Genomic DNA, 21,979 nt, shown 5'->3' with positions numbered 1-21,979 from the left:
GGAACGAGATGACCAATGGCGACTCGCCCTCCCCCGTCGGCAGCGTGGACAAGGCCCTCGCACTGGTCGAATTGCTGGCCGAGGCCGGACCCGAGGGCATGGCGCTGCGCGACGTCGTCGAGGCGAGCGGGCTGAACAAGGCCTCGGCCCACCGAACACTGCAAGCATTGCAGCACCGTGGCTTCGCCGAACAGGCCGACAACCAACGCTACCGATTGGGTTCTCGTCCAGCGCTTTTGGTCGAGCGGTTCCAGCGTGAGGAGAACCTGCCCACGCTGTTCCGCCCCACCCTGCTCGCGATCTGCCAAGAGGTCCAGGAACTGGTGCACCTGGGCATCCTCGAGGGGCGAGACGTGCTCTATCTGGACAAGGTCGAACCCGACCGGGCATTGCGGGTGTGGTCCCGGGTCGGCCGCCAGGTGAGCGTGCTCACCACCGCGCTGGGGCGTGCGATGGTGGCCGGCGAGGGCGCCTCCGACGCGCAGCTGTCGGCGTACACCGCCGACGCAGAGCCGGTCGTGGTCGACAGATTCCGCCGGGCCGTCGGCGAGGCCCGGATGCGCGGGTTCGCCATGGAGCGCGAAGAGAACGAAACCGGAATCTGCTGTGTGGGCGTGGCCCTGCGCCGACCCACGGGACGCCCCGTGGCGGTGAGCGTCACCGGACCGAGCAGCCGCATGGACGGCGACCGACTCGACCGACTCGGCCACCGGCTGCGGGAAGTGCTCGGTGCGTCGGCGCCGCCGGGGTTCTCGGTCGCACCCGTCGTCGTCGGCTAGGCGCGCACCCCTGGTCGAGGCGGGCCGACGCGGCCGGTCTGTGTAATCGGCCTGCCGAACCTGATGTTCGGCCGGCCGTCCTCCAGGACCACCGTCGCCTCCACCTCGTACACCTCGGCGATTACCTCGGGTGTCAGGACGGCGGCCGGCGGTCCCGCCACGTGCACGCGGCCGCGGCGGAGCACCACCAACTCGTGGCAGTAGGTCGCCGCCAAGTTGAGGTCGTGCAGCGCCATCACGGTGGTGGTGTCCGCCGCGGCCACCAGTTCGAGCAGCTCGAGCTGGTGCCGGATGTCGAGGTGATTCGTCGGTTCGTCCAGCAACAGCTCCGACGGCTCCTGCGCCAGCGCCCTGGCGATCTGCACGCGTTGACGTTCGCCTCCGGACAGAGTCGAGTACCGTCGCTCGAGCAGGTTGGCAACTCCCGTTGTGGCAGCGGCTGATTCGACGACGTGGCGATCCCGGGCCGACATCGGAGCCCATGCCGGACGGTGCGGAAGACGACCGAGGTCCACCACGTCACGGACCGTCGGGTCCTGGTCGGTGGTGACGTCCTGGTCCACCACCGCGAGCCGACGGGCGAGTCGGCGGCGGCTCAGGTCCGCCACGCCGAGGTCGTCGAGCCGGACGACTCCCGACGAGGTGGGGCGCAATCCCGCCAGCAACCGCAGCAGTGACGACTTGCCGGAGCCGTTCGGGCCGAGCAGCCCGACCGTGCTGCCGGTCGCGACGGAGACGTCGACGCCGTCGACGATCAGCTCGTCGCGGATCCGCCAGGACACGCGATCGGCAGTCAGACTCACGCGACCCTCCTGCGCCGAAGCAGGATGACGACGAACGCGGGCACGCCGACGATCGCGGTGGCGACCCCCACCGGCAGCTCCTGCGGCGCGATGACGAGGCGAGCCGCCGTGTCCACCCAGACCAGGAAGATCGCGCCGAGGATCGTCGCGGTCGGCACCAACACCCGATGCCGGGTGCCCACCAGAGCGCGTGCCGCATGCGGAAGGACGAGACCGACGAAACCGATTGCGCCCGAGGTGGACACGATGACGGCGGTCACCAGGGCCGTCACCACAAGCAAGACCATCCGGGCCCGGACCACCGACACCCCCAGTGCCGCGGCGGCGTCCTGCCCGAAGAGGAAGGCGTCCAGCGTCGAGGCGAACGCCCAGCAGACCGCCGCCCCGAGGGCCACCACCACGCCGCACAGTGCCACGTCGTTCCACGAGGCGCTACTGAGCGAACCAAGCAGCCAGAACAGCACACCCCGCGTCTGCTCGGCGTCTGCGGAGGTGAACACGATGAACGACGTGAGCGCCGAAAAGAGTTGGGTGGCGGCGATTCCCGCCAGGATCATCCGGTCCATGCCGCTGCCCGCCGCCACCGCGAGCACCAGAACGAGGCCAAACGCCACGACTGCCCCCACGAAGGCGCCGGCTGCCAAACCGATTGTCCCCGAACCGATGCCGAGCACGACGATCGACACCGCGCCGGTCGACGCACCCGAGGCCACGCCGAGGATGAACGGATCGGCCAGTGGATTCCGGAGCAACGACTGCAGAATCACACCGCACAGCGCCAGCCCCGCACCACACGCCGCCGCCAGCACGGCGCGCGGTAGTCGCAGATCCCAGATGATGCTCTGGTGCAGCATCGTCAACTGCGATCTCGGACCGCCGAGCCGCTCTAGCACCACCGCGAAGGCGTCGGACGGCCCCAGGTCGGACGGCCCGACGGTGGTCGCCGCAGCGATCGAGACGACCAGCATGATCGCCCCGACCGGCCACACGACGGCCAGCGGGGTGCGTCGTCGCAACGTGACCATCGGTCAGCGGGTCAAGCCGTGTCGGCGCAGGCCGTCCGCCACGGCCTCCATGGCGTCCACGATGCGGATGGACGGGTTGAGCTCGGCTCCCGCCAGCGTGACGAAGCGCTTGTTCTTGACCGCCGTCATCTCCCGGGTGACGGGGTTCGACTCGAGAAACGCGATCTTGGCGGCGGCGTTCTCGGCGGTCTGACTCTTGCGGGTGAGGTCGCCCAGGATCAGCACGTCGGGGTTGCGCTGCGCCACGGTCTCCCAGCCGATTTGGGGCCAATCCTCCCGGGCGTCGTCGAACGCGTTCGTCAGTCCGAGGGTGCGCGAGATGATGCCCGGCCCTCCGCAACAACCGGCCAGATAGGGCGACTCGGCGTTGGCGAACCAGTACATCGCGGTCGTGCCGTCGGTGGCCTTGGCCGTCGACAGGCGAGCGACGCGGTCCTGCATGTCGGCGATGATGGCGTCACCCTCGTCTCGACGGTCGACCAGGGTCGCCAGGTCTCGGATCTCCTGAAAGACGGCGTCGAGCTCCAGCGTCTCGGACCGCGCTCCGTCGGAGCTGCCCGCCTCCTTCGTGCACTCGACGGCCGATACGTAGGACGGCACGCCCAGTCGGTTCAGCTCGTGGGGCGTCGTGACACCGCCGGGGCCGAGCGTGTCCGGAAACGAGGCCGTCACCAGGTCGGGCTGGGCGTTCAACACCGCTTCGTAGGACGGCGCCTGATCTGCCAGTCGCGGGACGCCGGCGTTGTCGGCCTCGAGTGCCGGTCGGATCGGATCGGTCCAGCCGGCGGTGCCGACCACCCGGTCGGCCACGCCCAGCGACAGCAGCATCTCGGTGCTGCCCTGGTTGAGGGACACGATCCGTTCCGGCGGGCGCTCCAGGGTGACCGTGCGCCCGCAGTCGTCGACGGTGACGGGATAGCCGGACTGCGGTGCGGCCGAGAGTCGTTCGGCGGCGGGACCACACCCGGCCAGTGCCACCGCGAGAAGGGACGTCGTGATCGACGCACGACGGAGTGAACGCATGACGAGCCTTTGCGTCAGGGGTCCAGTCAGCGAGACCCGATGAGTAGCCTGCGGGGAGGACCGCAGGCGCCAGCAGGTCTTCGGACTCGGGGGTCGTCCTCGGCGGGCCACCTTCCCAGAAGCGTCGCTTCCAGTGGCTCTCGACGATCCGAGAGGCCCGCCTCGTCATCCCCATACCGCTGCGCGTCAGTCCCGGAGTCGCACCGGGTTCCCTACTCCGTGCGGAGGTGACTGGCGTCCACAGCTTAGCCACAGCGCAGGATCAGCCGGCACCCACGTCCTGGACATATGTCTGGTTCGGTCCTGCGCCAGGAACCACGGGGGACGGGTAGAAGAACGGGCCGTGGTGGCCGATCGGCGAAATGTCCGCATCGGCTGGGCTTTTGCACCAGCTTGCCCAGGGCAGCCGGGCACGGATACCTTGGACACATGTCCAGCAATGATTCGTCGGGCGTGACCGAGCTGGAGGTCCGGCGCCGCCAACGGTTCAACGCCGAGGCGTCGACGAAGTTGATCGAAGCGACGGTCGACATGCTGCGCGAGTCCTCGCTGGACGCCCTCGCGGTCAGCGAGGTGGCCGCGCGGGCCGGCGTGCCCCCCGCCACCGCGGAACAGCTGTTCTCCTGCACCGACGAACTGGTCGTGGAGACGTGCCTTCGTCGGATCCGTGGGGTCGCGCTGAGCACCGCCGCCACTCACGGCTCGCTCACCCGGGTCGCGGAGCAACTCAGCCACATGATGCTGGTCGTCTCCGAGGAACCCGCGATAGCGTCGGCCTGTGCCGCGGTCTTTCTCGACAGCGGGCCGACCGCCGACCGGGCCCGCGAGCAGATCGGGCTGGAGATCCATCGCCTCATCGCCTCCGCCGTCGGCCCCGGGTCGTGGCCCGAAGTCATCGCCACGCTCGAGTTGGTGTTCTCCGGAGCCCTGATTCAGGCGGCGGCGGGCACGATGACCTTCCAGCGAGCCGCGGAACGAGTCGAGACCGCGGTGGACCTCATCCTCGAGGGCGTCCCCCGGCGCTGACGGAGAACCACCGCGCCCGAAATGGCTCGGGGGACGGTGTCGTGTCGGTGGGTGCGGGCACTATGGCTAGATGGCCCGCAAGTCCGCAGCACCGGCAGCACCGCTGGCCCGCTTCGGCGACCTGACGCGGGAGTGGTTCACCGGTACCTTCGCGGCACCGACCGCCGCCCAGACCGAGGCATGGGAGGCCATCGCCAACGGCGACAACACCCTGGTCATCGCCCCGACGGGGTCGGGCAAGACACTCGCGGCGTTCCTCTGGGCCATCGATCGACTGGCGTCGGTCCCCAGGGAGGGGGCAACCAAGACGGGCACCCGGGTGCTCTACGTCTCCCCGCTCAAGGCACTCGCCGTCGACGTGGAACGCAACCTCAGCACGCCGCTGACCGGCATCGGCCGCGTCGCAGAACGTCGGGGAGATCTCGCCCCGAGCATCAGCGTCGGCGTTCGCTCGGGTGACACCCCACCCAATCGCCGCCGCGAGATGATCGCCCGGCCACCCGACATCCTCATCACCACGCCCGAATCGCTGTTCTTGATGCTGACCTCGGCGGCCCGGGAGACCCTTACCGACGTCGAGACCGTGATCGTCGACGAGGTCCACGCCGTCGCGGCCACCAAGCGCGGCGCCCACCTGGCCCTGTCCCTCGAGCGGCTCGACCAGCTGATGGACCGGCCTGCCCAGCGCATCGGGCTGTCGGCCACCGTCCGGCCACCCGAGGAGGTCGCCCGGTTCCTGTCCGGCCAGTCCCCCACCACCATCGTGGCGCCCATGGCCGCCAAGACATTCGACCTGTCGGTCCAGGTTCCGGTGCCCGACATGGCCAATCTCGAGAACAACAGCATCTGGCCCGACGTCGAGGAACGCATCGTCGACCTGATCGAGTCGCACCGCTCCTCCATCGTGTTCGCCAACTCCCGGCGGCTGGCCGAGCGACTCACGGCTCGGCTCAACGAGATTCACGCCGAGCGGCAGGGAACCGAGCTGGTCGAGACGCCCAATCCGAAGGTCGGGGGCGGCTTTCCCGCCCAGATGATGGGCAGCGGCGTGGCGATGGGCGCCGAGACGCTCTTGGCCAAGGCCCACCACGGATCCATCAGCAAGGAACAGCGGGCGATCGTCGAGGACGATCTGAAGACCGGCCGACTCAAGGCCGTCGTGGCCACCTCCAGCCTCGAACTCGGCATCGACATGGGTGCCGTCGACCTCGTCATCCAAGTGGAGTCACCGCCCTCGGTGGCCAGCGGCCTGCAGCGCATCGGCCGCGCGGGCCACCAGGTGGGCGAGATCTCCGAGGGCGTGCTGTTCCCGAAGCATCGCACCGACCTCATCGACTGCGCCGTGACGGTCCAGCGCATGCTCGCCGGGCAGATCGAGACCATGCGGGTGCCGACCAACCCACTCGACATCCTGGCCCAGCACACCGTTGCCGCGGCCGCTCTCGAGCCGTTGGACGCCGATCGCTGGTTCGACGCCGTGCGGCGCAGTGCCCCCTTCGCCACGTTGCCGCGCAGCGCGTTCGAGGCGACGCTGGACCTGTTGAGCGGAAAGTACCCCTCCACGGAGTTCGCGGAGTTGCGGCCCCGGTTGGTCTACGATCGCGACGCCGGCACCCTGACCGCACGGCCGGGGGCCCAGCGGCTGGCGGTGACCTCCGGCGGTGCCATCCCCGACCGTGGGATGTTCACCGTGTACCTGGCGTCCTCGGCCGACACCGACAAGCCCTCGCGGGTGGGCGAACTCGACGAGGAAATGGTGTACGAGTCGCGTCCGGGCGACGTCATCTCACTCGGCGCCACCAGCTGGCGCATCACCGAGATCACCCATGACCGGGTGCTGGTGCTGCCCGCCCCCGGGCAACCCGCCCGACTGCCCTTCTGGCGTGGCGACGGAGTGGGCAGACCCGCCGAGCTGGGCGCCGCCATCGGCGCGTTCACCGGCGAACTGGCGGGCATGAATCGGGAGAAGTTCGACGCACGCTGTGCGGCAATGGGTTTCAACGACTTTGCCACCGACAACCTCTGGCAGCTGATCTTCGACCAGAAGGAGGCCACCGGCACCGTCCCCACCGACACCACGTTCGTCGTCGAGCGCTTCCGCGACGAACTCGGCGACTGGCGCGTGATCCTGCACTCCCCCTACGGGTTGCGGGTACACGGGCCGCTCGCGCTGGCGGTGGCCAGACGGCTGCGCGAGCGCTACGGCATCGACGAGAAGCCGACGGCCTCCGACGACGGCATCATCGTGCGCCTGCCCGACACCGAGGACACCCCGCCCGGTGCCGAACTCTTCGTCTTCGACGCCGACGAGATCGACCCGATCGTCACCGACGAGGTGGGCGGCTCGGCACTGTTCGCGTCGCGGTTCCGGGAGTGCGCCGCCCGCGCGCTCCTGTTGCCGCGACGCCACCCCGGCAAGCGTTCGCCACTGTGGCATCAGCGCCAGCGCGCGGCGCAGCTGCTCGACATCGCCCGCAAGTACCCGGACTTCCCCATCGTCCTCGAGACGGTCCGCGAGTGTCTGCAAGACGTGTACGACGTTCCGACGCTGAGGGAGTTGATGGGTCGCGTTGCGCAGCGGCGCATTCGCATCCTCGAGGTCGAGACCGTCACCCCGTCGCCGTTCGCGGCGTCGCTGCTGTTCGGCTACGTCGGGGCCTTCATGTACGAGGGCGACAGTCCGCTGGCGGAGCGGCGGGCGGCGGCCCTGTCGCTGGACAGCACGCTGCTGGCCGAGCTGCTCGGACGCGTCGAGCTCCGAGAGCTGCTCGACCAGAAGGTGATCGAGTCGACCGTCGCGCAGCTGCAGCACCTCGCCGCGGACAGGATGGTGCGCGACGCCGAGGGGGTGGCCGACCTGCTGCGTCTCCTCGGGCCGCTCACCGACGTCGAAGTGGCGCAGCGGTCGACCGTCGACGACGTCGGCGGCTGGTTGGAGGGACTGCGGGCGAGCCGGCGCGCCCTGACGGTGTCCTTCGCCGGCCGGACGTGGTGGGTCGCAATCGAGGACATCGGACTGCTGCGCGACGGCGTGGGCATCGCCGTACCCGTCGGCATTCCGGCCAGCTTCACCGAATCGGTCGCCGATCCGCTCGGCGAGCTCCTCGGTCGATACGCCCGCACCCGCGGTCCGTTCACCACCGCCGACGCCGCCGAACGCTTCGGGCTCGGGTTGCGGGTGACCGCCGACGTATTGGGCCGGATGTCGTCCGACCGGCGTTTGGTGCGCGGCGAATTCACCACCGCCGCACCGGCGGACACCGAACAATGGTGCGACGCAGACGTTCTCAAAATCCTGCGGCGACGCTCGCTGGCCGCGCTGCGGGCCCAGGTCGAACCGGTCAGCACCGCCGCATACGCCAGGTTCCTGCCCGCCTGGCAGCAGGTCGGCGTCGAGAAGAGCCTGGGCGTCGACGGATTGGCGTCGGTGATCGAGCAGCTGTCCGGCGTGCCGATCCCCGCCTCGGCGATCGAGCCGTTGGTGTTCGGCCAACGGGTGCGCAACTATCAGCCAGCGATGCTCGACGAACTGCTCGCCGCCGGCGAGGTGACGTGGTCCGGCGCCGGTGAAATCGGCAGCGGTGACGGTTGGATCGCCTTCCACAGCGCCGAAACCGCTCCGCTGAGCCTCGGGACCCCCACCGACTTCGACCTCACCGACGTGCACCGCGAGGTCCTCGACACCCTCGGGAACGGCGGTGCCTACTTCTTCCGACAACTCACCGCCGGTGCGTCGGAAGCCGACACGAAGGCCGCGCTGTGGGAACTGATCTGGGCGGGCCGGATCACCGGTGACACCTTCGCCCCCGTGCGCGCCCTGCTCGCGGGATCGGGGAAACGGGGTGGCGCCCATCGACAGCGCCAACGACCGCCTCGGTTGAGCCGCTACAGCGTCGCCCACGCTCAGACCCGCACCACCGACGCGACCGTCGCCGGCCGCTGGTCGGCGCTGCCGCACCCCGAGCCCGACTCGACGATCCGGGCGCACTTCACCGCGGAGCTCCTGCTCAACCGTTATGGCGTGCTCACCAAGGGCGCATCGGAAGGTGCGCCCGGCGGGTTCGCCATGTTGTACAAGGTGCTCACCGCTCTGGAGGACGTGGGCCGGTGCCAGCGCGGCTACTTCGTCGAATCACTCGGCGGCGCCCAATTCGCGGTGGCGTCCACGGTCGACCGGCTGCGCACGTACCTCGACGACCTGGACCGCCAACGTCGCGAGTATCACGCGGTGGTGCTCGCGGCCGCCGACCCGGCGAACCCCTACGGCGCCGCACTGCCGTGGCCGACGGAAGCCGACACCGGACACCGGCCGGGCCGCAAGGCCGGCGCGTTGGTGATTCTGGTCGACGGGGAGTTGACCTGGTTCCTCGAGCGCGGCGGCCGGTCACTGCTGGCCTTCACGCCCGACGCCGAGGCGCATGCCGCCGCCGCGACGGCCTTGGTCGAGCTGGTCGGCGCGGGGCGGCTACGGGCCCTCCTGGTCGAACGCATCAACGGCGTTCCCGTCCTGGAGACCGGGGCGGGCCCGCAGCACGTTGCGGTCCAGGACGCCTTGACCGCCAGCGGCTTCTCCCGGACCCCCCGCGGCCTGCGACTGCGCTGAGGAGCTTGGGGCCGCGTCGTCACCGCAGCTCACGGGCTCAAGATGAGCTGCGCTAGATAATTTGCTTGAATTGAACGTCGTGAAGGCAGTTGACCTAGAACCCCGTCGCCGTCCCTTCGCCACCAGGCACGCCACCGGAGGTGTCTCGTGGCTCTGAAGACCGACATTCGCGGCATGGTGCACCACTACCCCGACTACTTCGTCGTGGGCCGGGAGAAGATCCGCGAGTATGCGAAGGCCGTCAAGTCCGCCGACGGCGCCAACTACGACGAGGACGACGCGTCCGAGCTCGGCCACCCCGCGCTGATGGCGCCGCTGACGTTCACCGCGGTGTACGCCCTGCTCGTCCAGCAGGACTTCTTCCGCGCCGTGGACGTCGGCATCGAGACGATGAACATCGTCCAGGTCGACCAGCGCTTCGTCTACCACCGGCCGATCTACGCGGGCGACCGACTGCGTGCCCGGCTGGAGATCCACTCCGTCGACGAACGGTTCGGCGCCGACATCGTGGTGACCAGGAACGTCTGCACCAACGACGACGGCGAGGTGGTGCTCGAGGCGTTCACCACCCTGATGGGCCAGCAAGCCGAGCAGACGGTGAAGATCAGCGGGATGTAGCGTCCGCGACTGGCTCCGACACCCCAATGTGCTTGGGCAGCAACCCCACCAACAGCAGGGTGACTACGTACAGCGCCGTGGCGACCAGGATGACGAGCTCGGCTGCCGAGAAGATCGCATCCCTGCCGCCGGCGTCGGCACGGGCGAAGAAGAGGGTGCCGAGGGCCGCAAAGCCGATGGCGTTGGCGAACTGCTGCACCGCGTTGAGCATTCCCGAACCCGCGCCGGCCTCCTCCACGGTCGCATCGCCGAGGATGTAGTCGAAACTCGGGACGAACACCAGGCCCGACCCGAACCCGATGATCAGCAGAGCGGGCGCCGCCGACCAGGCACTGAACTGCCCGCCGGCGTGGCCGAGGATCCACCACAGGCCCATCAGGCCTGCCGCGGCGACCCCGAGCCCCACCTGCATCGAGCTGCGGCCGAACTTCTCGGCGAGGACGGCGCCGCTGAGGCCGATGGCCATCGCGGTGCCCAATGCCCATGGAATGAGGGCGATTCCGGTGTTCAGCGGCGTCCAACCCAGCCCGAGCTGAAGCAGCAGGTTCACGGCGAGCTGAAAGCCGGTGAAGGAGGCGAAGAAGGCACCGGTGATCACCAGTCCGACCACGAAGCTGCGCCGGGCGAAGAGCGACGGCGGCAGCACCGGATGACTGCTGCGGCGTTCCCACGTCACGAACAGTGCCGTAGCCAACAGAGCGGCCGCGAACATGACGAACGACCATGTGGGCCAACCGAATTCGCGACCCTCGACCAAGGGCACGATTAGCAGGAGGGAGGCGAGGGTGAGCAGGGCCACTCCACCGAGGTCGACGCGTAGATCCGGGTCCTCACCGGCATGCTTCGGCAAGAGGAACCAACCGAGGATCACGGTGAGGACGCCGATCGGCACGTTCACCAGGAAGATGGCCCGCCACTGGCTGCCGAACAGGTCCAGGTGCAGCAACCAGCCGGCCAGGATCGGCCCGGCGACGGTGCCGAGGCCCATGATCGGCCCGAAGGGAATCAACGCCGCGCGCAACCGATCCGGGGGGAACACCACCTTCACGAGGGCGAAGCCCTGCGGAATCATCACCGACCCGGCGAGGCCCTGCACCGCGCGGGCAGCGATCAGCGACGCCACCCCCGGCGCGAACCCGCAGGCCAGCGAGGCGACGGTGAAGCCGGCCATCCCGGCCAGGAACAGCCGTCGTCGGCCGAGGATGTCCCCCAGGCGGCCGGACGTCACCAGCCCGATCGCCAGGGTCGTGGTGTATGCGGCGAGCACCCACTGCAGCGTGGTCTCGTCGCCACCGAGGTCCGCGCGGATCGACGGGCCCGCGAGGTTGGCGATCGTGGTGTCCAGCAGGTCCATCAGGTCGGCGATCAAGACCACGACGAGCACCGGCACCGCACGCCGCAGCGGCAGTGTGGTCGTGGCGGTCATCGAACTCCCGCCCATCGCCGCAGCGCGCCGACCAGGCCCCCGTCGTCGGTGGTGTCGGTGGCCCAGGCGACCACGCCGTCGGGCCGGACGAGCACGCCGGTGGGCGTCCCGCCGGCGTCCGGGACGGCCGTGACGCCCGTGGCCCACGGCGCGGCGACGCGACTGAACGCGCCGTCTGGCGTGCGGTCGAGCAACAGGAAACCGCCGCCGTGGCCGTGGTCGACCAGCCGGGAGCCGTCGCCTAGCCACAGATCGGGCACCAGCGCCCCGACCAGCGGGTGGTCGCCGGCCGGGCCGACGCGCTGCGTGACCCCCGAGATCTTCTTGACCGCGTAGGTCGCGCCCGCCGGGGTGCCCAGCAGGTCGGCGACGATCCCGCGGAGAGCGGCCGACTTGGCGTCGCCCCGCATCAGGCCCGTCTGCGCGCGCGTCCAATCCAGCACCCAGGCGCCGACCGGCCGACGCTCGGCGTCGTAGGTGTCGAGCAGCGACTCGGGCGCCCGTCCGGCCACCACGGCGCCCAGCTTCCACCCGAGATTCATCGCGTCGCCGATCCCCAGATTGAGGCCCTGGCCGCCGAACGGAGGGTGTACGTGCGCGGCGTCGCCGGCCAGCAGGACGCGGCCCGATCGGTAGTCCGCGACCTGGCGGGCGTTGTCGGTCCAGCGGGTCGGCGTGGCGCGCAGGGCCGTCACCGTGACGTCGGTACCCGAGGTCCGGCGCAGGCTGGCCTGCACCTCGTCGAGGGTGACCGGCGAAGCGCGATCGGCGCGGGCCAATCGTGCACCGGCCGAACCGAATTCGAGAGTGACCACCCGGCCCGGCTGCGGCCCGTAGCGGTACACCCCGTCGGCCGACCACACCCAACCGTCCGCGAGCTTCGCAGGGTCGTCGACGTCGACGACCGCTTGGTATCCGGTGAATTCGGGTTCGGTCCCGGGGAACTCGATGCCGGCGAGGCGGCGCACGGTGCTGTGCCCGCCGTCGCACCCCACCAGCCACCCGGTGCGCATCGCCCCCGCCGAGGTGCCCACGAGCACGCCGTCACCGGTGTCGTCCAGCGCGGTGACCTCGACGCCGCGGCGCACCGGTATGCCGAGGCGTGCGACGTGTTCGGCGAGGAGCGCCTCCAGCCAGGGTTGCGCCATCATGCGGCATCGGTCGGCGGCGGTGTGCGCCACCACGTCGGGATCGGACCAGTCGACGAGGTCGGGGTCGAGGACCATCCCGGCGAAGTGACCGGTGAACCGCGGGGCAGGCCCCTCGGCGGCGGGCAGCAGTCCGCGGCGGTCGAGCGCCTCGGCCGTCGGAACGTTGACCGATTGTGCCCTCACCGCCTGGTCCGGCTCGGTCAGCCGCTCCAGCACCAGGACGTCGGCTCCGGCGAGCGCCAGCTCCGCGGCGAGGACCAAACCGACGGGACCGGCTCCGACGACGATCACACCGGCCTTCCGATTCGAGATCATGTTCACGAACACCGTTCTATTAGCGAACGGTGTTCGTGTCAAGTTAAGCTGAGCGGGTGAATCCCAAGGAGAGACGCGCGGCACGCCATCAGCCGCCCAGTCCCGGGGCCTCCGACGTCGCACGACCGCGGCGCCGCAAGACTCCGCTGACACCGGAGCACGTCGTCGACACCGCCCTGAAAGTCGTTGCGGCAGAGGGCTTCGAGGCGCTGACGATGCGCCGACTGGCGGATGCCCTCGACACCGGTCCCGCGTCGCTCTACGCCCACGTGGTCAACAAGGCCGACCTCGACGAGCTGCTGATGGGCCGGTTGTGCGCCAAGCTCGACCTACCCGATCCCGACCCCGCGACCTGGCGGGATCAGATTCGCAGCGTGTGCACGCAGATGCGCGACCAGTACCTGCGGTACCCGGGCATCTCCCGCGCCGCGCTGGCCATGGCGCCCACCGACCTCGAGATCGTCCGCGTCAACGAGGGGATGCTGGCCATCCTGCTCGCCGGCGGCATCGCGCCCCAAGCCGCCGCCTGGGCCATCGACGCCCTCTTCCTGTACGTGGCCTCGTACTGCCTGGAGGCGTCCATCGCGCGTCAGCGGGCCGCCGACGACGACACCGCATGGGTGCTCGACCGCGACGAGCTGCGTCGCCGGTTCGCCACCCTGCCGGCCGCGAGATTTCCCCACACGTCCACGTACGCCGCCGAACTCACCGCGGGCGAGGGGCACGACAGGTTCGACTTCACGCTCACCCTGATGATCGACGGACTGAAACACCACTGATGCCGCCGGAATGGCAAAAGTGACAAAACTTCGACGGCCGGGTTCCATACTCGGGACATGGTCTCGCTGATCGTCCACGCCATCCTCGGTGTCCTCGTCATCCTGTGGATCGTCCGCGCCAACCCGCACGTCTTCACCCGTCCCGCGGACGGGCCCGCGTTCTCGGCATTGGAGATCGCGTTCTACGTCGTCGGCGTCGCGTCCATCGCGCTTGGCTACTTCTTCAACCACCAGTTCGTCGACCAGTACGCCGTCGCCGGCGGCAACCCGTTCTGGGGCCCCGGCAGCTGGCAGCAGTTCATCGCCCTGGGCTACGTCAACCCCGCGGCAGCGTCGGCCAGCCAGGACTACACGATCGTCAACGTCGTCCTGCTTCCCCTGTTCACCATCGTCGACGGGCACCGACGGGGCATCCGGCGGCCGTGGCTGTTCTTCGTCGCCAGCCTGTTCACCAGTTGCGCGTTCGCCTACGCCTTCTACTTCGCCGTGGTCGAACGTCAGCACCGCCATCAGAGGACCGCCGCGCGGGTGACGTCGATTCCCGCCTGACGGACGCATTGCCTGCGGCCACGCGGGAACATCGACGCCCTGAGACGGGTTGGGCACAGTCGTGACCGACACCCCACTACGCACCCCGTTCGGATTCGCGTCGACCGCCGCGGAGGTGATCGCCGGTGTCGACCTCTCGGGTCGTCGCGCGATCGTCACCGGGGGGTCGTCCGGCATCGGCGTCGAGACCGCGCGCGCCCTGGCCGGTGCCGGCGCCCACGTGACGCTGGCCGTCCGTGACGTCGAGGCGGGGCATCGCGTCGCCACGGACATCGGCGGCACCGTCGACGTGGCGGCGCTGGACCTCGGCGATCTGGGCAGCGTGAACGCCTTCGTCGCGTCCTGGAGCGGGCCGCTGCACATCCTGGTCAACAACGCCGGGGTGATGGCGATCCAGGAGCTGACCATCTCCGCCAGCGGTCACGAGATGCAGTTCGCCGTCAACCACCTCGGACACTTTGCGCTCGCAGTCGGCTTGCACGACGCGCTCGCCTCGGAAGGTGGCGCACGCATCGTCTCGGTGAGCTCGTCGGGTCACCTGCGCTCACCGGTGGTGTTCGACGACGTCGACTTCGCGTTCCGCGATTACGACCCCTTCGCCGCGTACGGCCAGTCGAAGACGGCCAACGTGCTCTTCGCGGTCGAGGCCACCCGCCGCTGGAAGGCGGACGGCATCCTCGCCAACGCGCTGATGCCCGGCGGCATCTCCACCCCGCTGCAGCGTCACCTCCCCGCCGACTACGCCGAGCAAGCCCTGACGGCGTTCCGGGCCGCGGGCACCGACTTCAAGACCGTCGAGCAGGGCGCCGCGACGTCGACGTTGTTGGCGGCCTCGCCCCTGCTCGACGGTGTCGGCGGTCGGTACTTCGAGGACTGCAACGAAGCCCCGGTCGTCGACCGCCGCACCGGGCCCGGCCGCGGCGGGGTCGCGAGGTACGCGCTCGACCCCGCGAATGCCGAACGGCTGTGGGACCTTTCGCTGACAATGACCGGTCTTGGCTAGCCCGGCATCGGATGGGCCGCGTAGAACTCGAGGTGACGGCTCGCGGCGGCCGCCCACGTCAACGACGACGCCAGGGCGCGTCCCGGCCCCGGATCCGTGCGGTGCGCCATGGCGTCGGCCATGAGTCGCGCGAACGCGGCCGGCGTCGCGCCGTAGCCGACGGTGTCACCGAAGACCTCGCGCAGCACGGGTAGATCCCGGGCGACGACGGGACGGCCGGCGGCGAGCGCCTCCATCGCGGCCAGCCCGAAGCCCTCCTTGGTCGACGGGAAGGCGAACACCGCCGACGCGGCGACCAGGCTCGGCAGGTCGTCGTCGTCGACCGCGCCGAGGATGAGCGGTTCGACGCCGAGGTCGGCGCACCTGCGCTCGAACTCGGCCCGGTAGTCGCGGTAGTCGAACAGCGTCTCGCCCCCGGCGATCACCAACCCGACGTCGGGGACGCGTTGCCGCAGAAGGTGATGAGCGTCCACCAGGTCGACGGTGCCCTTGCGTGGCTCGATGCCCCCGACCGCCAACACGTAGCGCCCGAGCCGACGCCGCCATTCCCCGCGCCGCGACTGGGCGCCCGGGTCGTCGGAGGCCGCGGCGGCGAACCGTTGCGCCGCAACGCCGTTCGGAATGACGGTCGGCGACAACCCCCAGCCGGCCCGCACCTCGGCGGCCACCGCCTCGGAGACGCAGATGCGTGCGTACGGTTCGACGACGGCCTTCTCGTGGCAGTCCGCCAGCACGGGCGTGGTGAACTGGTCGAGGTGGTGGATCGTCCGGATGCAGCGCCCCACCGCGTTGGCACTGATGCAGTCCTGCGCGTGCACGACGTCGTAGGCCTGCGGCGTGAACGCCTCCCGCAGCAAGTCGATCGACCGCACGATGCGCGAGGTGACCGATTCCTCGCCCCGGTCGGCGAAGTCCACCAGCCGCACCCGCACCCGCGGGTCGACGTCGCGGAAGAAGCCACGGTCGCCCTGACGGGCCAGCGACCAGACCGTGACGTCGGCGCCCGTCGCCGCCAGCGCCTCCGCCAGGTGCAGCGTGTGCACGACGCCTCCGCGCGGCTTCGTCGAATAGGTCAGCAGTGCGACGCGCATCGGGTCAGCTTCCGGCACCGACGCCGTAGGCGTCCACCCGACGTTCGGCGATGTGGTTCAACACCTTTCGGGCGCGGGTAATCTCGGCCTCGACGTCGACGGTGACCTTGGCCAGGCCGCCCTTGGAACCGGTGTTGGCCAACACGTCCCCACCGGGACCGACGACCTTCGCCTGGCCGAGGAACCGCAGCGCCCCCATCACCCCCGTCTGGTTGGACGAGACGACGACCACCTGGTTCTCCGCCGCTCGGGCGCAGTCGTAGAGGTCGAACAGCCGCGCCTGCCGATCCGCGGGCAGCCGGGACGCCCGATCCGTGACGCTGGCCGGCCACGCCGACAGCGCGGCGATGACGTGGGCGCCGTCGAGCGCCAACGCACGGGCGGACTCTGGAAACGTCTTGTCGTAGTCGATCAGCATCCCGAGCCGGCCGATCGGGGTGTCGAAGGCCGCAAACGAGTCGCCGGCCAAGTACGCCAACGACTCCCCCGCCGGCTGGTGCACCTTGCGGTGGTGCCCGAGAACGCCGTCGCCCGAGACGCAGATCGCCGCGTTGTATCGCCCACCCAGCGCCTGCTCGGCATACCCGACGCAGACCGTCATCGGACCCGCCGCCGCGATCACCGCCGCGATCTCCGGCCCGTCGGGGTCCAAGGCGGGTGGCCGGTCGTCGGGGTCGGGAGCGCGGAGGTCGCCGATGTATCCGCCGAGGCACGCGTCGGGGAACACCAGCAGCTCCACGCCGTCGCGCGCGGCCGCGTCCACGATGCCGACCACCTTGCTGACGCCACGGTCCAGGTCGCGGCCGAAGTGCGCCGCGACCGCACCGATCGTCACGAGTCCCAAGTCAGGCCCTTCCCAACCCGGTGACGTCCGCCGCCACCGCGGTCGTGGTGACGCCGTCGGGCCACCTCAACCGGACCCCACGCCGACCGGTCAGCTCGCCACACGCCTCGGTGACCACGCCGGGCGGCACGGGCGGCGGCGGAGCCCCGGCGCGGTCCGCGGTGAGCATCGCGTATCCAGGAAAGCACGTCAGCCACGCCCCCATGTCGGCGCCGGCCGGCCGGGGAATGCGGGCCACGTCCAATTCGGCGCCGGTGCCGCTGGCCTCGGCCAGCATTCCCACCGTGCCGACCACACCGGCCATGCTGACGTCCTTCGCCGCCCGCGGCGCCATCCGCGCCACCAGCGCGGCCAACTCCGCGAGGTCGTCGGCAGTGCGCGTGCTACTCGAATCCCATTGCCTGCCATGGTGACCCGGGCGCCACCGACCGGCCAGATCTGCGGTCAGACGCACGGTGTCGCCAGCGGAGCCGCCGCCGGCGCGGATCGGACTCGACGTCCGGCCGAAGGCGGTCACGGCCAACGAGGCGGGGACCCCAAGCTGAGTGTGACCGCCGAGCACCGGTACCCGCCACGCCTCCGAGGCCTTCGCGATGCCGCGCACGATGCGGATCAGCAGCGACCGGGTGGGTGCCCCGACGGCGTCGAGCAATCCGGTCGGCGCAGCGCCCATCGCCGTCAGGTCGTTGACGTTGACCAGCACCGAGCACCACCCCGCCCACTCCGGATCGCGTTCCACCATGGACGGGATGATTGCATCACACGCCGCCACCAGATCGCTGTCGGGCAGCGGCACGCCGTCGTCGCCGACGAAGCCGTCGGGCCCAAGGCCGCCGGGGACCGCACGCAGCGGCGCCAGGGCGTCACCCAGAAACGACTTGGTCGCGTCGGCCAACCGCTGCATCCGGTGCAGCGGCCACCGCATCAACGCATGTGGCTGGCCCGCCACCAGGCAATCGCCGTGGTCCTCCCATCCCAGGGAGTCGAACATCGCCGCGTATCGCCGCTGCACCGTCGCGTCGAAGCGCAGCACGCCCGCCGACTCGGCGTGAGCGCACGCCGCGCGGACAAGCGCCGGACCGACCCCCGACGCCCGCGCCGCCCCGCTGGTGACGAGCCTGCTGCCCGACCACCAACCGAGGTCGGGCTCGCATCTCGGGGCCAGCCGCACGCCGCCCAGCACCGTGCCGTCCGGGGCGACGGCCACCAGGACCACCGTGCGCGGATCGTCGTCGACGTCGTCGGCGTCGCTACCGGCGAACAGGTGCTGGTCGACGACGAAGGCCTCGTGGCGCAGCCTGCGGTAGACCGTCACGTCGGCACCGTCGTCCGCCCGGCGGATGAGGAAGCCCGCCTTGGGACCGGCGTGAGCGCGGGTACCGGCGAGAATCGACAGCGTCTCCACGCCCGTCACCCGCCGACGCTCTGCAGCACGCCGCACGCCCCGCACGCGGCACAGCCGGCCTTCTGGTCGGCCCCGGACATCCCCGCCATCCGAAGCACGTTGGCGACCTCCCTGGACACCTTCTCGACGGTCGCCGCGTCGGGCGCGTGGGCGTCGTCGACGTCCACGGCCAGCGTGCCGGGGTGCGGACGGAACGGGACCACGAAGGGGTAGACCCCCATCTCGACGAGTTCTGCTGCCCCGGCCACCAATTCGTCGGGGTCTTCCCCGAGCCCGACGATGAGATAGGTCGACACCTGGTTGCGGCCGAACACGCGGACGGCCTCCCGCCACGCCTCCCGGTACTGCGGCAGCGGCACCGTCGCCTTGCCCGGCATCCACCGACGGCGCACCTCGTCGTCGAGGGATTCGACGTGGATGCCGATCGCGTCGGCACCCGCGTCGCGCAACTCGGTCAGCACCGCCAGATCGGCCGGCGGCTCGCACTGAACCTGGATGGGCAGCCCGGGCACCGCGGCCTTCACCGCGCGCACGCACCGGGCCAGATGCCGGGCGCCGCGGTCGGTGCCCGCCGAGGTGCCCGTCGTCATGACCATGTGGCGGACGCCGTCCAGACGCACCGCGGCCTCGGCCACCTCGGCCAACTCGTGCGGACGCTTCACCGCCGTCGTGGCACCAGACCGCAGGGACTCCTCGATGGAGCAGAACCGGCACCGGTCGTCGACGCCGTAGCGGATACACGTCTGGACGACGGTGGTGGCCAACACGTCTCGGCCGTGCAGCCGGGCGATCTTGTCATATGAGATGCCCTCGGCGGTCTGCAGATCGTAGAACCTGGGACGGTCGATCACGCCGACCTCGAGGCCCGAGTCCTCGCCGTCGAGCAGCACGCGGCTGCCGTCGAAGACGAAGGGGCTCTTGGGATTCAGCGGGATCGCGGCGGCGCTGCCGTCGATCATCAGGTGACCGTCGGCGCTGGGGCCGGCGCCGGCGGTACGGCTGACGGGCGGGCGGCCCCGGATCCCCAGCAGAGTGAGGTCGACGCGGGTGGAGACGGACATGGCTTCCCTCGTTCTCAGCGGGCCACGGCGAGCCGCGGCGCGTTCTGGTGTCGAAGATCGTCGATGATCGTCTCGGCAATGTGCCTGGCGTCGCGGTCGACGCCGAGGAACCGACCGGAACCCCACGTGTGCATCCACGGCAGGCCCACGAAGGTCAGGCCCTCGACTTCGGTGACACCCCGGTTCTGCATCGGCCGTCCGGCGCCGTCGAAGGCGCTGGCCTCGATCCAGCGGTAGTCGGGCCGGTAGCCGATCGCCCAGACGATGCTGGTGACGCCAGCGGCGGCAAGGTCGAGCTCGGTGACCTCGGCATCGGGCCCCCACACCGGGGTGTATCGGGTGGCCGGCGGGGCGTCGATTCCCTCGCGCTCGATGAACGCGTCGATGTCGGCGCAGATCGAGTTGTAGGTCGCGTCGGCCTTGTCGAGGGCACCTCGCAACGACGGCTCGAAGGTCAGCCGGGCGTCCTTGCCGCCGCCGAGCGTGCCGTAGAGCCGCATCCCCTCGGCGGCGAAGCGGCGCAGGTCGATGTCGCGCCCACCGTCGCGACCGGTGACGTAGTGGTTGGTCTTCTCGATGGCCGCCTTGCCGCCGGGATACTCGGGGGCGGGCTTGTCGTAGAGCCCCATGTCGGCCAGCCAGGTCATGCAGTCACGACCGCGGTAGAACCGGGCGACCCGCGGGGCGCTGCCGACCGCGAGGTGCACCTGGCGGCCCTCCAGGTGGAGGTCCTCGGCGATCTGGGCGCCGGACTGGCCGGTGCCGACGACCAGCACCGCCCCCTCGGGGAGCTGGTCCGCATTGCGGTACTGCTCGGAGTGGATCTGGGTGATCGAGCCGTCCAGCGACGCCGCGAACGCCGGCAGGACGGGGATGGGATAGCCGCCGGTGGCCACGACCGCGTGATCACAGGTGAGCGTCTGCTGGCCCGCCGCGGTGTCCAGGGTCAGCTCGAAACCGCCTGCGGCACGCCGACGCAACGTTGTGACGCGGGTGTGCGTGCGCAGCGGCGGCTCGAAGGTCTGCAGCCAGCCGTCCAGCCAGGCCACGACCTCGTCACGGGTCATGAACCCGTCGGGGTCGGCACCGTCGTAGGCGTAACCCGGCAACGTGCAGTGCCAGTTGGGCGTCACCAGGGTGAAGTTGTCCCAGCGGGTGTCCGCCCAGGCGTGCACCGGGGTCTGCGCCTCCAGCACCACGTGGTCGACGCCCGCCTTGAGCAGATACCAGCTCACCGACAGGCCGGCTTGACCGCCGCCGACGACCGCGACGGCGACGTGTTCTCCCGTCATGACGTCGTCTCCAGTCCTGGGTGCATGCCGACGACGCGGATCGTCGCGTCACCGGGGAATTCCGTTGCCGCGGCGAGGATGTGCTCCGTGGTGGAGGCGGCCGAGGTGCACGCGAAACCGAACTTCGCGCGCACGCGTTCACTGGCCTCGTGCAACGCCGTGGCAGACCGGTCGACGAAGTCCGCCACGGTGTAGTCCGAGCCGGAGGTCAGGTAGTCGTGCATCACCAGGCTCGGCGAGTAGCAACGCTGCACCCGCCCGTCGGGCCATCGCACGTCGAACGTCATCTCAGGCATGGGCCAGCTCCTGCCACTGGTCGACGCCGTCGGCCGCGGCGACCGGTCCGTAGACGTCGGGCCTGCGATCGCGCAGATGGAACATGCCCGCCCGCATGGCGCGGAACGTTCCGTCGACGTCGACGTCGGCGACCGCCATTCCGCTGCCGAGAAGCGTTGTGGCGAGCACGTTTCCACCAGGGTCGACTACCTTCGCGTTGCCCACGTACCGCAGTGAGCCGAACGTGCCACTCTGGTTGGAGGCGATCCAGAACACCTGGTTGTCCAGCGCTCGGGCCGCGTCGAACAGGTTGAACCGATACGTCCACCGGTCGTCCTGCAGGTTCTCCGCGGTCGCCGTTCGAGCCGCCGGCCACGCCGACAGGCTGGCGATGATCTGGGCGCCCTTGAGCGCCATGATGCGAGCGGCTTCGGGGAAGGCCTTGTCGTAGCAGATCTGCAGCCCCACCCGGCCGACCGGCGTGTCGAACACGTCGTAGTCGGAGCCCGCCGAGTACGACATGCCCTCACCGAGGGGTTGGTGAACCTTGCGGTAGGTGCCGTACACCCGGCTGCCGTCGAGCACCGCCGCTGCGTTGTATCGGGTTTCGCCGTCGGCGTCCAGTTCGCAGAATCCGATGGCGACCACCAGGTCGCCGACGATCTGCTGCACCCTGGCGATCTCGGGGCCGTCGACGCGGATGGCCGGCGGCAGTGACCGGTTCGTCGTCTTCACCGTGTCGCCGTGGTTGCCCAGCGACGAGAGGTACCCGCCGATGGCGGCCTCGGGCAACACCATGAAATCCACGCCCGCGTCCCGGGCCTCCCGCGCCAGCGAGTCGATCAGCGCGTAGTTCTGTTCCAGGTCGCGGGTGAAGTTCGCCGCGACCGCTGCGAGTTTCGTCATCGCG

19 protein-coding genes and 1 riboswitch are annotated in these 21,979 nt (G+C 70.3%); of the genes, 7 read left to right on the top strand and 12 right to left on the bottom strand.

The genetic code is table 11. The annotated features are described in order from the left end of the window. Positions 1–8 precede the first annotated feature (8 nt). Positions 9–779, top strand: coding sequence for an IclR family transcriptional regulator (locus H7J06_RS08420; RefSeq protein WP_264038282.1), 771 nt, complete (start codon positions 9–11; stop codon positions 777–779). Here the strand turns inward: H7J06_RS08420 and H7J06_RS08415 are convergent. From H7J06_RS08415 to H7J06_RS08405, 3 genes are read right to left on the bottom strand one after another with little or no spacing between them, the layout of a single operon-like run. Further along, a complete protein-coding gene (locus H7J06_RS08415; RefSeq protein WP_264038280.1) occupies positions 776–1,582 on the bottom strand; it encodes an ABC transporter ATP-binding protein in 807 nt (268 codons plus the stop codon). The two genes, H7J06_RS08420 and H7J06_RS08415, sit on opposite strands and share 4 nt — an antisense overlap. Further along, positions 1,579–2,607 (bottom strand): FecCD family ABC transporter permease, encoded by a 1,029-nt coding sequence (locus H7J06_RS08410; protein WP_264038279.1) that lies wholly within the window; start codon positions 2,605–2,607, stop codon positions 1,579–1,581. The genes H7J06_RS08415 and H7J06_RS08410 overlap by 4 nt, the downstream gene beginning before the upstream one ends. Positions 2,608–2,610: 3 nt before the next feature. Then, on the bottom strand, positions 2,611–3,630 hold the full coding sequence (locus H7J06_RS08405) for an ABC transporter substrate-binding protein (protein ID WP_264038278.1): 1,020 nt from the start codon (positions 3,628–3,630) through the stop codon (positions 2,611–2,613). A 54-nt stretch (positions 3,631–3,684) separates the two neighbouring features. Next, a riboswitch (cobalamin riboswitch) is annotated at positions 3,685–3,881 on the bottom strand. A gap of 178 nt (positions 3,882–4,059) precedes the next feature. On the opposite strand from H7J06_RS08405, the gene H7J06_RS08400 reads away from it, so the two are divergent. The 3 genes from H7J06_RS08400 (at position 4,060) to hadC (ending at position 9,877) form a co-directional block, all read left to right on the top strand. Then, positions 4,060–4,656 carry a TetR/AcrR family transcriptional regulator gene (locus H7J06_RS08400; RefSeq protein WP_264038277.1) on the top strand — a complete coding sequence of 199 codons (597 nt, stop codon included), beginning with the start codon at positions 4,060–4,062 and terminating at the stop codon, positions 4,654–4,656. A gap of 70 nt (positions 4,657–4,726) precedes the next feature. Further along, the gene (locus H7J06_RS08395) at positions 4,727–9,259 is read left to right on the top strand and encodes an ATP-dependent helicase (RefSeq protein ID WP_264038276.1); all 4,533 of its coding nucleotides are present in this window, start codon (positions 4,727–4,729) and stop codon (positions 9,257–9,259) included. Positions 9,260–9,406: 147 nt separating this feature from the next. Further along, positions 9,407–9,877 (top strand): (3R)-hydroxyacyl-ACP dehydratase subunit HadC, encoded by a 471-nt coding sequence (gene hadC, locus H7J06_RS08390; protein ID WP_264038275.1) that lies wholly within the window; start codon positions 9,407–9,409, stop codon positions 9,875–9,877. Here the strand turns inward: hadC and H7J06_RS08385 are convergent. Continuing rightward, positions 9,864–11,303, bottom strand: coding sequence for a DHA2 family efflux MFS transporter permease subunit (locus tag H7J06_RS08385; protein WP_264038274.1), 1,440 nt, complete (start codon positions 11,301–11,303; stop codon positions 9,864–9,866). The genes hadC and H7J06_RS08385 overlap by 14 nt on opposite strands. Continuing rightward, a complete protein-coding gene (locus H7J06_RS08380; protein WP_264038272.1) occupies positions 11,300–12,769 on the bottom strand; it encodes an FAD-dependent monooxygenase in 1,470 nt (489 codons plus the stop codon). The genes H7J06_RS08385 and H7J06_RS08380 overlap by 4 nt, the downstream gene beginning before the upstream one ends. A 56-nt stretch (positions 12,770–12,825) precedes the next feature. Between H7J06_RS08380 and H7J06_RS08375 the strand changes: the two genes are divergently transcribed. From H7J06_RS08375 to H7J06_RS08365, 3 genes are all read left to right on the top strand, one after another. After that, the gene (locus tag H7J06_RS08375) at positions 12,826–13,548 is read left to right on the top strand and encodes a TetR/AcrR family transcriptional regulator (RefSeq protein ID WP_264038271.1); all 723 of its coding nucleotides are present in this window, start codon (positions 12,826–12,828) and stop codon (positions 13,546–13,548) included. A 57-nt stretch (positions 13,549–13,605) separates the two neighbouring features. Further along, positions 13,606–14,097, top strand: a complete 492-nt coding sequence (locus H7J06_RS08370) for a DUF2834 domain-containing protein (protein WP_264038270.1) — start codon at positions 13,606–13,608, stop codon at positions 14,095–14,097. A 61-nt stretch (positions 14,098–14,158) separates the two neighbouring features. Then, the gene (locus H7J06_RS08365) at positions 14,159–15,100 is read left to right on the top strand and encodes an SDR family NAD(P)-dependent oxidoreductase (RefSeq protein ID WP_264038269.1); all 942 of its coding nucleotides are present in this window, start codon (positions 14,159–14,161) and stop codon (positions 15,098–15,100) included. On the opposite strand, the gene H7J06_RS08360 is transcribed toward H7J06_RS08365, so the two are convergent. From H7J06_RS08360 to H7J06_RS08330, 7 genes are read right to left on the bottom strand one after another with little or no spacing between them, the layout of a single operon-like run. Continuing rightward, entirely contained in the window at positions 15,097–16,191 is a 1,095-nt protein-coding gene (locus H7J06_RS08360) for an MSMEG_0565 family glycosyltransferase (protein ID WP_264038268.1), read from the bottom strand. The genes H7J06_RS08365 and H7J06_RS08360 overlap by 4 nt on opposite strands. A gap of 4 nt (positions 16,192–16,195) precedes the next feature. Then, positions 16,196–17,035 (bottom strand): carbon-nitrogen hydrolase family protein, encoded by an 840-nt coding sequence (locus tag H7J06_RS08355; RefSeq protein ID WP_264038267.1) that lies wholly within the window; start codon positions 17,033–17,035, stop codon positions 16,196–16,198. Position 17,036: 1 nt separating this feature from the next. After that, the gene (locus tag H7J06_RS08350) at positions 17,037–18,440 is read right to left on the bottom strand and encodes an MSMEG_0567/sll0787 family protein (protein WP_264038761.1); all 1,404 of its coding nucleotides are present in this window, start codon (positions 18,438–18,440) and stop codon (positions 17,037–17,039) included. A gap of 5 nt (positions 18,441–18,445) precedes the next feature. Beyond that, positions 18,446–19,501, bottom strand: a complete 1,056-nt coding sequence (locus tag H7J06_RS08345; RefSeq protein ID WP_264038265.1) for an MSMEG_0568 family radical SAM protein — start codon at positions 19,499–19,501, stop codon at positions 18,446–18,448. Positions 19,502–19,515: 14 nt separating this feature from the next. After that, the gene (locus tag H7J06_RS08340; RefSeq protein WP_264038264.1) at positions 19,516–20,793 is read right to left on the bottom strand and encodes an MSMEG_0569 family flavin-dependent oxidoreductase; all 1,278 of its coding nucleotides are present in this window, start codon (positions 20,791–20,793) and stop codon (positions 19,516–19,518) included. After that, a complete protein-coding gene (locus tag H7J06_RS08335; protein ID WP_264038262.1) occupies positions 20,790–21,089 on the bottom strand; it encodes an MSMEG_0570 family nitrogen starvation response protein in 300 nt (99 codons plus the stop codon). Before H7J06_RS08335 ends, H7J06_RS08340 begins: the two co-directional genes overlap by 4 nt. Beyond that, entirely contained in the window at positions 21,082–21,975 is an 894-nt protein-coding gene (locus H7J06_RS08330; protein ID WP_264038261.1) for a carbon-nitrogen hydrolase family protein, read from the bottom strand. The genes H7J06_RS08335 and H7J06_RS08330 overlap by 8 nt, the downstream gene beginning before the upstream one ends. Positions 21,976–21,979 lie beyond the last annotated feature (4 nt).

Origin of the sequence: Mycolicibacterium hodleri (assembly GCF_025822245.1) — a bacterium.
Taxonomy (GTDB): Bacteria; Actinomycetota; Actinomycetes; order Mycobacteriales; family Mycobacteriaceae; genus Mycobacterium; species Mycobacterium hodleri.
This window is presented reverse-complemented; position numbering and strand designations above follow the sequence as displayed.